The 12,686-nt window shown below is 42.7% G+C and carries 7 protein-coding genes; all 7 read left to right on the forward strand.

Translation table 11 applies throughout. The features are described 5' to 3' along the window. Positions 1-2 precede the first annotated feature (2 nt). Positions 3-4,241 (forward strand): hypothetical protein, encoded by a 4,239-nt coding sequence (locus GM921_RS00705; RefSeq protein ID WP_182920692.1) that lies wholly within the window; start codon positions 3-5, stop codon positions 4,239-4,241. 517 nt (positions 4,242-4,758) lie between these two features. Then, positions 4,759-6,762 (forward strand): ATP-dependent nuclease, encoded by a 2,004-nt coding sequence (locus tag GM921_RS00710; protein WP_182920693.1) that lies wholly within the window; start codon positions 4,759-4,761, stop codon positions 6,760-6,762. Continuing rightward, entirely contained in the window at positions 6,759-8,738 is a 1,980-nt protein-coding gene (locus tag GM921_RS00715) for a UvrD-helicase domain-containing protein (RefSeq protein WP_182920694.1), read from the forward strand. The genes GM921_RS00710 and GM921_RS00715 overlap by 4 nt, the downstream gene beginning before the upstream one ends. A 34-nt stretch (positions 8,739-8,772) precedes the next feature. Next, the gene (locus GM921_RS00720; protein ID WP_182920695.1) at positions 8,773-9,681 is read left to right on the forward strand and encodes an HNH endonuclease; all 909 of its coding nucleotides are present in this window, start codon (positions 8,773-8,775) and stop codon (positions 9,679-9,681) included. A gap of 40 nt (positions 9,682-9,721) precedes the next feature. Beyond that, a complete protein-coding gene (locus GM921_RS00725; RefSeq protein WP_182920696.1) occupies positions 9,722-10,642 on the forward strand; it encodes a hypothetical protein in 921 nt (306 codons plus the stop codon). Positions 10,643-11,740: 1,098 nt separating this feature from the next. Then, positions 11,741-12,157 carry a type IV pilin protein gene (locus GM921_RS00730; protein ID WP_182920697.1) on the forward strand — a complete coding sequence of 139 codons (417 nt, stop codon included), beginning with the start codon at positions 11,741-11,743 and terminating at the stop codon, positions 12,155-12,157. 1 nt (position 12,158) lies between these two features. Next, entirely contained in the window at positions 12,159-12,686 is a 528-nt protein-coding gene (locus GM921_RS00735; RefSeq protein WP_182920698.1) for a hypothetical protein, read from the forward strand.

Here is a 12,686-nt window from a genome sequence, read left to right on the forward strand (position 1 = left end):
ACATGAACATAGGAAGGCTTAACAACTACAATAGTTCGCCAGAGGAGGCTTTTGAATCGTTGTGTACACAACTTTTTCAAAGGTGGTTAAATCGAATGTATGCAGCGGAAATTTCATATTTTTCTGTTGTCAATGGCGCTGGTGGCGATGGGGGTGTTGAGGCTTATGGTGTATTTAATGATGGATCAATAATTGGCCTTCAGGCAAAATATTTTTTGCGCTCAATTAATAAAGGACAAAGAGATCAGATTGAAAAATCTGTTCGAACAGCCATAGCGGTACGGCCTGAATTATCCTGTTATATCATTTGTTTCCCAAGGAAACGTTTCAGTAAGAAAAAAGGCCAAGAAGGCAAGTTAATCGACGATGAAGAGACGAAATTAAATTTGCTTCTGTCACAGTTTAACACAGAATTTCCAAATCTTGTTATCGAATTGTGGTTCGAAGACCGTTTGTTGCTGGAACTTGCTGAGGCTGGAAACGAAGGGATTGCACGTTACTGGTTTGATAAGGAGGAAATTTCTTTTGATACCCTAGACCTCCGATTTAGATTAGCAAAAGTAGGGTGGCTAAATGAACGTTATGTCCCTGATCTTCATGCCACTGGTAAGATCGCGACCTATATTGAGGAACTTCTCTACACCCCTGCCTTTATTGATCAAAAACGTTCTGATATCCTCAAGGTTAGAATGGTGGTGCATTCTGCTTGTGATTTGATACTTAATTTTTCAAATCTAAATACGGCTGCTCCGCTCATCAACAGCCAATTATTGGAACTCAGAGACAAACTGCTGGAATACATCGAAGTTTTCGATGAGTTACTTGAAGATTTAGAGCGTCAGTTATGTCCTTTTCGAATTAGGATACCAGGTGAAGTGAATATATGGGCACTGATTTCTGATATTGAACAGTTGCCGAAAATAAACACACTTCGAAATTTATATCCGAAACTGATCTCTGTATTAAAAGAGGTTCATCAGATTCATCTTGAGGGATATTTTAAAGATTTAATACAGTTGTTCAGCCCGCACAACTACAGTATCCTTGGTCCCGTGGGTACCGGGAAAACCCACGCCCTGGCTAATGTCGTTGAATCATGTTTAGCCGAAGGTCGACCCGCAATAATCATAGCGGCGAAGGATGCCGCCTGCAAGAGTTGGGGAAACATCCTTCGGGGGTATTTGGACTGTTGCAATGACTGGAGCGATGAAGAAATTTTCACTGGTCTGGAGGCATTGGCAGTTAGAAAAAGTGTTAGTCAAGCAGGAGGTAAAAAGACGGGGGAAAAATTTTTGAACAGAATGTGCCGGGTTCTTATCTGTATTGACGGTATTGATGAGGCAGATGATTGGTCAGCATGGCGCACCCGCCTGCTCGAGGCGCAGGAGTGGATCATAAAAATGCCGATTATCCGCTTTATGGCCACTGCGAGGTCATATCCTCCTCTAAATATGAACCCATGTGATCTTCCCGATAATGATTTGGGTCAAATACGCATCGACTTGCCCGAATATGGGGATTATGTCCTCCGGGATTTGGTGCCAAAGTATTTGAGCGCATATGATATCACTTTTAATGAGAACAGTTGGATTTTAGATGCTTTTGAAAATGCATTGACACTAAGGCTCTTTTGTGAAATCAACCAGGGCCGCAATGTTTCCTCATTTTCCCCCAAGCCAGCTAATTTCACACTAGGGGCACTCCTAAAGATTAAAATCGACAGATTGGAAGCTGAATGCCTAAGGAAATTTCCAAAAAAGTTTGCTGAGGATGAACAGGTGATGTTGAAGGTGCTCACTTTTTCAGCTGAAGAATTTATGGTAACCAAACAAATAGAACGTGAAGATCTGCGTAACCGGATTTTTCAGCAGATGTCAGGTTTGTTGGATAAAGGTACCGTTGCTCAAATCATGTTAATGTTGGCAGATCATGGATTTTTTCAGGTCCAGCACATTCCGTCTGAAGATGGGATTTCGCCGGATAAAAAACTTTATGGAATTGGCATCCAGTCCTATATGGAATACTTACTGGCAATTAAATATGCCGCATTGATTTCGGGGAGTCATACCAAGATGCTTCCGGCGGCACTGCTTGAGCCAACTAATGAATACATCAGGACGCTGACCGCTATCATTCTTTTTACTGATCATGGCATATTTGTGGGTAAAGACGGTTACTGGGAAGCTGCATTGGACATGAGGCAGATAATGCGTTTGCAATTTGCTGTGTTGAAGAGTAGTCCAGACGAGCTAATTGCCCCACAATTGGAGTACATAAAAACAAAATTCTTAAGTTCCTATGTTAACCGGGACCTGGTTGTAAACGAGTTTATTCTTCCTAATTTGCATAGGAAACAACTGCGACTCGGCGTTGATTTTATCCATCAGACGTTAATTGAATTTCCCAATACTTATCAGCGGGACCTTTTCTGGTCAGGCCCTGATTATCATGACTATATTGATAACAGCCATTTGTCGCTTTACCTGGACAGTCAGCGTATTTACTTTTTTGATGAGTATGATCAAACGCCATTGTTAATGGCATGGTCCCTTAGTTCGATCAATAATAAATACCGAGCACATTGCCGCTCAGAACTGTGTACTTGGGCGGCTTACAATCTGGAAGGATTTGTTAAGCTTTTAGATCTCGTATACAAATGCGGGGATCCTCAGATTCAGGAAGATCTTTCAACGGTAATGCGAGGAATTACCGCTAAGTTGAATAAATCTGACCCAAAAATCCGCCTTCTAGTTGATTGGATATTGATAGAGATATTTGACAATAGTGTTATTGTGAATATTACAAATTCAGTTGTTCGGTATGGCGCCTTGAGTTTTATTCAAAGGGCGCATGCTTTGGGAATGTGTACTGAAGAGGAGTTATTTAAATGTAGCCCCCCTTATCGTGTATCAGATCGGCTCCTAGAACTAAATTTGACAGCCCACCCTTTAGATACTGCACATGATGGACGTTTTCCAATACAAGACGACTTGGGGTGGTATGTTATCAAAAAAGCCTTCGAGATGTTTTTGCCCTACAAAAGCGGGGGATTAGATGAGGACGGGAAAGTGTTCATCGCACCGTATGAATTGAAATATGGCGTAAAACTAAACCAAAATCAATTTGCTGTTGCCGCCGCAATCGCATTCATCAGAAAACTTGGTTGGAATAAAGAAACTGGGCCAGCTTGGGACGGTAATAGTGGATGGGCGACCTTCGAAGAAAAATACACACACCTAGCCGTTCATGAAATTCAAGGTTACCTAGCTGATCGTGTTTCCTATAACGGTTATGGTACAGAAAATCGATTAATGGATTATGGAAAATTATTTCATATCTCAAATCCTGCCGATCATGATTTAGCTTTAAGATATCATTACTTTCATAAAGACGCTCATAATTGGTTTGTGCCCGAGGAAATAGCTGAGCCCCTTGCATTTGATTCTAAAGCCACATTGAGCCAGATACGTAACTGGAGCAGCCGCGCATTCGTTCCGGATTTTAAAAAGTGGTTTTATCCTTCAAAATTACAGTTGCATGGAAGTCACAATTGCCAAGATGATTGGATTACATTGTATTGCAGTACTTCATTTCCAGAGGTAAATGGTATAGGTAGAGCACGCCTGAGAATGACATGTGTTCTAGTTGACTTGGAAGAGTGGGAAGACATCAAATCGGTATTGGAAGATCCAAATGTTGGAGTTGATACTGGTGACATTAGTCCAGATGATTTGCGCGCGTCTATTTCGGGCGGGGTCTACCACTCAGTGACGGATGTTGTTTTAAATGGTAAGCCGGAAGATGACGCCGCAAAATGGATATCAACTGATCATGGTGAGTTCCAAGTCTGTGCAACAGTTGCTGAAGTACACGAGTCAGATGGCGATAGTGATGGCGATATCCTGACCATTCCCGCATTAGCGCTCAGGTCGGGTCTTAATATTCAAAAAACAGATGGTCGGGGATTTTTTAATACTATGGACGACCTAGTTGCCGTAAATTATAGAAATGTGGAAACTACTTATACGCGACAAGAGCTAACACTTGTAAATAGGACAAGCTTTGAACAGTATTTATCAGAAAGAAAACTGATTGCGGTTTGGTTTGCTGAAAATTTCAGAAGTACCATTTCTGATAGTGGACAAAAAGCAAAAGATGACCATTGGCAAAACTGTACTAAATGGGTAGTGCATTCTGATAGCTTTAAAGTGATCGAACTACACAATTCATCACATTGCTAGGGGCTAATGCAGTGCCATAAGGTTTTCTTAAAATGGCAGAAAATACGTTAGTACTTAGTTTCTCACTACATTCAGTGCAGGTCAGATTAATATGGACAAAGTTTTTTGATAAGCAAAAAAATCGCTAATTTGAAAGCCTTAACGACTCAAACGATGGCAAAATTAAGATCAGCTAATCATTCTTTACAAGACAAGCGACCAATGGATTGTCTAAAGGGTGCAATCGCATCTGGCTTACAATCCGAAATCCTTCAAATATATATATCTCTAGGCATAATAGAATTTCCAACCAGGAACTTTTGTGCATTAGCTGAATTATCAAATGATGAAATAATATTCTTTTTCAGAAAACATGTCGAAAGTGCTTATAATTTGTATACAAGTGCAGCCTAGGATTGGAACGATCCTAAGATATTGGTTAAAAATCCAATAGGATGAAAAGACCTGACCTAGTCAATAGAGTTGAACCAGGCAATCTCTCAAATTAAAATAAACTGAAGCTAAATAATTAACGCCAATGTACATCCAAAAGATCAAGATCGAAAATTTTAGGCTGCTGAAGGAAACCGAGGTTGAACTCAGCATCGAAAAGAAACAGGACCTCGCCCTTCTGATCGGTAAGAACAACTCTGGAAAGACCTCTTTCATCATGCTGTTCGATAAATTCTTCCGTCCTGAGAACATCAAGTTCGACTTCAACGACTTTTCGCTCGCCCTTAGAACAAAGATCCGCGACATACTTACTGGAACAGACCTCAGTGACTGCCACATCCGCATGTCTCTTGACATAGCTTACACCGAACATGACGACCTTGAACACCTGTCGGATTTCATCTTGGACCTCGACCCTGCCAACAACATCGTCAGGCTTTTATTTGAATGCAGCATCAACAGCGCTGAGCTCATCAAGGATCTTGGGGAGATCAGCGAAAAGAACCGAAAGGACTATATTGAAAAAAACCTCACCAACTATCTGCAAACGCGATACTATGTTTATAGCGAGGACGAAGACGTGGAGGTCCATGACCGTAGCGAGCTGGTGGAAAAGAAGATCTCCGACATCCGCAGGGTGATCAACTATCAAGTCATCCACGCCAAGCGCAACGTCTCAAGTTCCGACCACTCCGGAGGCAGGCGCACCGCCCTTTCCGAACTGGCAACCGACTATTTCAATAGCGAGAACAAATTCGCAAGGGAAGCCTTCGGAAAGATCAATGACCAGATGCTGGAAATGGACGCCAGCCTGAACGAGACCTACGAAAAGCACTTCTCCCCATACTTCGAAAATGTGAGGCAGTTCGTAGACGGAAAGCTGAATGTCATCTCCAACCTGGAATCCAAGGCCATACTAGCCAATTATTCCAAGGTCATCTATGGGGAGACCGACGGCTACCTTCCCGAAACGATGAACGGGCTGGGCCACCTGAACATTCTTTTCTTGCTGCTGCAGATCGAGGTCAAGCGAAAGTATTTCGAACAGGAGGCACGCAGCATCAACATTCTTTTCATCGAGGAACCAGAGGCACATACCCATCCGCAGATGCAGTACGTCTTCGCCCGCAAGATCAAGGAAATACTCAAACTGATCCCGAATGTACAGACCTTCATCACCTCGCACTCCTCCCACATCGTCTCCCAATGCGACTTCAAGGACCTGCGGTACTTCAGGTTGAAGGAGGGGAATATCGAAGTAAAGAATTTCCACCAGGCGCTGAGAAAGAAGTACGAAGGGGAGGAGGAACATTTCAAGTTCCTCAAGCAGTACCTTACATTATATGCGTCCGAACTTTTCTTTGCCGAAAAGATCATCTTCATCGAGGGAACTTCAGAAAAGATACTTCTGCCGTACTTTATCAAACAATATGATATTTCTCGGGAGTCCGAACCTGATTATGTTCCCCTGACCTCGCAGAACATCTCCATTTTGGAGGCCGGCGCCAATGCCAAGGTGTTCCGCCATTTCATCGAATTCCTGGGCATACGCACCCTGATCCTTACCGATCTTGACGGCACCGAAATCGTGCAGGGGGATAAGAAGCGCACCTGGAGCGCATGTCAAACCGACAGAGCATTGAATACCAGCAACGTGACCATCAAATATTTCTTTGCCGCACCGGAGCTTCCGGCAATGGATGAGAGGGAGACCGAAGCCGAAAAGCTGAAGAAGTTCGACGGTTGGTTCAAAACCATCAAAGCTTGCACCGCAGAAACGATCAGCCCGGATATAGCGGTCGCCTACCAGTCTCCTGAAAACGGCCACCATGCCAGGAGCTTCGAGGATGCGTTTATGAGTACGAACCTCGATCAGATCGTGGTAAGCCAAGATGACATCAATGGACTTGAGAACAAATCAGGACTCAAGGCCGATCGCAAGGACTACTACGAGCTGACTGGCAAGGTGCTCAAAAGCAGCGGCAAGTCTGATTTTGCTTCATCCATCCTCTACCTTGCGTTGACAAAAGACATCAAGTGGAATACGCCCAAGTACATTTCAGAGGGGCTTAAATGGATCGCACAATGAGCCAGGCGATAACAACCATCAAACAGATCATCGACGCCAACCATTTAAAGGCGGATGATTTCACCAACTTCGTCCTGCAGGGCGGAGCCGGCAGCGGGAAGACCGAATCCCTTAAGGAGATTATCGGCTATATCTCCTCGACTTATCCCGACAAAAAGATAGCCTGTATTACCCATACCAATATCGCCGTCGACGAGATCATTGTAAGAGTGGGCGATTACTATGAAATCTCTACTATTCACTCTTTCCTTAACAAACTGATCAGGAACTACCGCAAAAACATCAAAGAAGTGATCGGGCAGATCTTCTACCTCCAGCAGCCGACAGTTCCGGGACACGAAGAATACAAGAAAGTCTACACCAAGTACGCCACAAAACTGTTCTCAATCACAGGAGAGACCGCTGCGAAAGTGACCGGTAAAAGGGAATATGACAAAAGCCCCGCCAGCTTTGATGCACAACTGCAGGACGACATCCAAGCCCTGAACCAGGTCATTGCGAACATCATAGAAGCTCAGCACCACAGCCAGATACACTATAACGAATCAAGGTTCGATTCGCTAAAGGAGCTTAGCTTCTCCCACGATTCCCTGCTTATCATTTCCTGCGCGCTGTGCGAAAGGTTCCCATTGCTCCCAAAGATCATCAGCGACAAATATGATTTCATCTTCATCGACGAATACCAGGATTCCGCGCCCGAAGTAGTCCGCATCTTTCTGGAATTGCTGCCAAAGAACCGCAACACAACAATAGGTCTGTTCGGCGATTCCATGCAGGGCATCTATGATGACGGCATAGGCGACGTTCAGTATTATGTTGACCAAGGACTACTCAGGAAAGTGGAAAAGGAAGATAATTTCAGGTGCTCGCAGGGCGTGGTGGACTACATCAACATCCTGCGCAACGATGGTATAGAACAGGAAGTCGCACTAAAGGACGGCGAAACAGCCGAGCAGCGAAAAGGAGAGGTAAAAGTATTTTTTCGCGGTTACGGTGCCAAGCCCGGACCCTTCTCACCTGGTGACCAAAAGGCGGCCTATGCCGATGCCCTAAATGAACTTATCGCCCAAAGCCTGGCTCAGTTCGACCATCCAGATACCAAGGTACTGATGCTCACCAACAAGTCCATATCTTCCGAAGTGGGATTTAAGAAGCTTTATAAACTCTTCGACGATCGTTACACAGAGGTAAAGGAGGAGATCGAGAAGGAACTGGCGAAGATCCAGGTTTCCGAACTTGTCGAACTTTGCCGGGCATACTCGGCGCAGGCATATAATCCGCTCATGGTCGCACTGAAGAAAAGGGGATTTGTTATCCGCTCGGTCAAGGACAAACAGGTACTCAGTGACCATTTCAAATATCTACTGGAAAGTGGGCTCAGTATGCAGGGGGCTTTGGCCTATGCCCTCGAAAAAAAGCTCATCAGAAAATCCGAACGCCACACGAACTATCTTGTAGCGCGAATACAGCTTCTTGCCGAGCTGGAGGCGGACGGAGATTTTAAAGTATTAGAAAATCTCTATAACGGTGGATCGAATACCCGTGCCAGACTCTTAAGTAACCATGATATTGCCATCACAGACGAAGAATTCGACAATTTTCATCAACAGTTGAAAAGGAAGAATTTTGCGATCGGTTTCCTTTCAGATGACATCCCCTTCGAGGAGGTGCTCAACTATTACAGCTACCTGAACGAGGAGACCGGATACATTACGATGCACAAGACCAAGGGCTCTGGCATCAAAAATGTTATCGTGGTACTTGATGAATATCTTTGGAACAAGTACAACTTCAAAAGTGTATATGATACCCATACAGACCCGAACGCCAGACTTAGGAACCAGAAACTCTTTTATGTCGCCTGTTCAAGGGCTATATCCAACCTTGCCATCGTGAGGATGATAGTTGACCAAGAAGAAGAGGAACTGATGAAAGAATATTTCAGCCACTGTGACTTCATTCCGTTACCACAATAGAACCTGATGATTTTTCAAAACTACCGAACCCGTTATGCAAGAATACAATTTCCACGACCTGATTTGGACTAAGAATATCACTCGTGACGATGGCAACGCATGGGCATACATGGAACACGAAATCGGAGCTGTCTTCGAATTGAACTTCTCATCGAAAATGGGTGCCTCCAACGCAAGGCTGGCAAAAAAAAACGATCTGATCCTGCTCGTCCAGAGCGTAAGGAGCCCCAACAGCTCTAAGAAACCTACCTACCTCACGCACATCGTCGCACCCATCAATGACGAGCTCACCTTTGATGATCCGCCGGGCAGCCACGCGATCAAAAGACTTGTAACTGTTGTTGCAAGGAATCTTAGGCCTCTAGTCAAGCCGGAATCTCTGGACTTCAAGAGACCAAATCGGGGCAAGGTATGCACCATCGACCTGATCATCCCTTTTCTGCGGACGGGACTTGTTATAGATCTTTCCCAGAAACAGCGACTGCTATGGGAACTGTTCACCGTAAAGGACCTATCGGTAAAGGAGATCATCTCCGAACTGGATGAAACCCTAAAAGATCCTAACACCCAGGCCGAGGAGGGTAAGGAACTCTACTGGGAGGGGAAACACAAGTACTATGAACGCGACCGCAAGCTCATCGAAAAAAAGAAGAAACAGGCAATTCAAAACGGTAAACTCTTCTGCGAGGTATGCAACATCGACTTTGAGAAAAAATACGGCCCGATCGGCGAAGGATTTATGGAATGCCACCACCTGTACCCGATTGCAAAAAGCGGAATAAGAACGAACACTTTGGATGATCTCGCCCTGGTCTGCGCGAACTGCCATCGGATGCTGCATAAGAAAACGTTGGATGGCCAATACCTTTCCATTCGGGAACTGAGCGACCTACTAGTTCAACATGTGAAAAAATCTAGCAAACTTAGGATATCATCCCATTAATCAACCAGAACAACATTAAATATTAAGTTAACACATGCCCATGACAACAGAAGCTACGAAACCGCGATATGAATTTTCACAGAATACTAAGGACAAGATCAAGATGGCTGCTGCATTCATCTGCGCAAACCCGGACTGCCACTTGGTAACAATCGGGCCATCCGGATCCGATGAAAACCGGATCCAATACAACGGCAAGGTATCCCACATCTTGCCCGCTTCGGTAGGCGGACCGCGTGATCGTGAAAAGGTAACGCCGGAGGAACGCATGGCGATCGAAAATGCCATTTTCCTGTGCAGCAGCTGCGGAGACCTGATCGATAAGAACAACGGCATCGACTATCCGGAATCACTTCTGAAAAAATGGAAGGAGGACCACCACCAGTGGACCAAATCAAACCTCAACAAACCCTACAACGGCAAACAGACAATCAACATCGGAGCAATTCTGAACAATTCTCCCGTAGCCGTGCAGAACATCTACACTGGACAGGTTCCCGAAGACAAAGAAATCGCGCATGACCTAGAAATCTTCAAAAAGCTGGAAGAAATTGCCGACGAACCCCTGTTGATGCTCATCTGGAATTCACTAAAGGACTATTTCAGGCTGATGAGCAGCCAGCAGCATAAGCTCGACGATGTCAGGGATTTTTTTGAGCTTTCCAAAAATGATTTTTTGAACGATAACATTCAGCAGGCCGCATTAAACTATAAGGCCAGCCTTGAAAAACTGGATGTCATCCTAAGTTACGATTTCGACAAATATCCAGCCAATCAGGGAACAAGGGATTATCGACTGGAACTACTGCCCTACAGTATCCATTATACTGGAAGGGAGCTCAATGCCACCGATCATGCCAAATTTGAAAAAGGAGCAGAAAAGATGAGGACCATTATGCCGGAACTAATCGACAATTACCGGAAGTTCAGGCTCGAAATCAAAAGAGCATTGGCCTATTGATCCCAATTCCTATCATAAAGACCCCATTGCCAAATGTGCAAGGGTGATCGCTATAATTTGATCATCGATCATATCCTTAACATTGATGTCTTATAAATTTCGCTCAGATGTATAATCTCCACTAGGGATGTTTTATTTTGGAACGTCTCTAGTGGGGACATTGAATGCATCCATAGTGTACATTTCTTGAGAAATAAGGATTATACAACACCCGCCAATTTCTTCAAATCATACATAAAATATTTTGAGAATTGTTCAGTTAAGACCACTTAAACACATAATAGATTGATCATCAAATTGTTATGTGTTTTTTTTTGTTTAATGTTGTGGCTGAGTCATGACTTTTTCTAACTGAAATGGCCTTTTATTCTATCTGTGACTGCGAAAATCATAATGTTGTGGAGAATATTGCATTTCGCTCATTATAGATTAATGGATTGAACAGTAATGTTAAACCTTCATCTCAACATTTAAATCAGCCGAAACTCAGCCTCCCTCATATTTTGTCAAAAATAATTTGGATGCTAATAATTATACCATTCACCAGTATCGCGTAAAGGTAGAGTTCAGATGACTTGAATATGATGTATCAGCTTCAGCAAAATCGATCGAAGATAGTCCACTTCCTAATGAATTTGGCAATGCGCTGAAAGAGGCTAAGTAGATGATTCTAATGAATTTTTTCATTAAATTTCCATTTTTTTTAATGGTTTAACTTAATAGCTGCATTATTCTAAATCATTTTCGCCAATCCTTGAAATTCTCGTAAGGTCGTCGATTAGGTTTCTAGAAAAGTAAATAGGCTCGGGAGCAAATTGAAAGCCTTACAGTAATGTAAGGCTTTTTTGTTCTAGTAGATTCTATGGTTTATTTATATATTCTGATAAATTATATTATCAACATTTTTTACAATAACATTTCGGCTCAACCTAAAAAAGAGAAGTTTTTTGTCAACTATTCATATAATCTTAATTCGTTCAGCCTTCCAAAAACCTCTTTCATCCATCAGTTTATGTTGTTCACCAATTTAATTACGATTAAAAAATCCTTTACCTAATTTCAAATCCAAAGAATTGCTATTTAAGCTAATTTGAAGAAATGAAAAAGATATTCAACCATAAATTTAAGGCTTATACCCTCACAGAAATTTTAGTCGTATTGGTCATCATTGGTATTTTGGTATTATTGGCACTTCCAAACCTGATGCCACTTATTACAAAGGCTAAAACAACCGAGGCTAAGCTACAATTAGAACATTTGGCCAAACTGGAACAGACCTATTTTTTTGAGCATTCCAAATATACAACCGACCTCTCTGAACTGGGCTTTATCCAGGAAAAACTATCTTCTGACGGTAAGGACGGTAAGGCCAATTATAAGATTGAGGTAATAAGTGCCAATAACAACACATTTAATGCAAAAGCCACTGCCATAGCTGATTTTAATGGTAACGGGGTGTTCAATGTTTGGCAGATTGATCATGACAAAAATTTAAAGGAATTAACGGCAGATTAATATGGACCTGCTTTTAACCTTTACGCTTCTAGTAATGCTTTTTATCTTTATCCAAGATATTAAGTATAGGGCTGTTTATTGGTGGCTGTTTCCTCTTTTATTTATACTGCTTGCATTGCTGGGGGGTGGCTTGCACCAATTGTCAGAAACAACAGAAAAATTTATTTCTAATCTTGCTTTTCTTACATTACAACTGTTCTTATTAATGATCTATTTTGCCATTAGGCACAAAAAAATTATAAATATAACCAAAGCCTATCTTGGCCTAGGTGATATCCTCTTTCTTCTGGTCATTGGTATCTATCTTTCATTTCTCAACTTCGTGCTTTTTTATGTGGCTAGCCTCATGCTAATCATAATTTTTGAATTGATTAAAAGCAAGCTGTTAAGCTCTCGAAATAAAAAAATTCCGTTGGCAGGTTACCAAAGCCTATTCTTATGCGCTTACATTTTAGTCGACCAGTTCACAGTTCGCCTAAACTTAACCAATGATTTATGGCTCTTGCCTTTTTTAAATAATATAGTCTAA

The organism is Pedobacter planticolens (assembly GCF_014172375.1).
Taxonomy (GTDB): domain Bacteria; phylum Bacteroidota; class Bacteroidia; order Sphingobacteriales; family Sphingobacteriaceae; genus Pedobacter; species Pedobacter planticolens.

What these genes read in the sequence shown, in the direction of transcription:
- GM921_RS00705 (WP_182920692.1), top strand. Translation starts at nt 3, where the DNA reads ATGAACATAGGAAGGCTTAACAACTACAATAGTTCGCCAGAGGAGGCT.
- GM921_RS00710 (WP_182920693.1), top strand. Translation starts at nt 4,759, where the DNA reads ATGTACATCCAAAAGATCAAGATCGAAAATTTTAGGCTGCTGAAGGAA.
- GM921_RS00715 (WP_182920694.1), top strand. Translation starts at nt 6,759, where the DNA reads ATGAGCCAGGCGATAACAACCATCAAACAGATCATCGACGCCAACCAT.
- GM921_RS00720 (WP_182920695.1), top strand. Translation starts at nt 8,773, where the DNA reads ATGCAAGAATACAATTTCCACGACCTGATTTGGACTAAGAATATCACT.
- GM921_RS00725 (WP_182920696.1), top strand. Translation starts at nt 9,722, where the DNA reads ATGACAACAGAAGCTACGAAACCGCGATATGAATTTTCACAGAATACT.
- GM921_RS00730 (WP_182920697.1), top strand. Translation starts at nt 11,741, where the DNA reads ATGAAAAAGATATTCAACCATAAATTTAAGGCTTATACCCTCACAGAA.
- GM921_RS00735 (WP_182920698.1), top strand. Translation starts at nt 12,159, where the DNA reads ATGGACCTGCTTTTAACCTTTACGCTTCTAGTAATGCTTTTTATCTTT.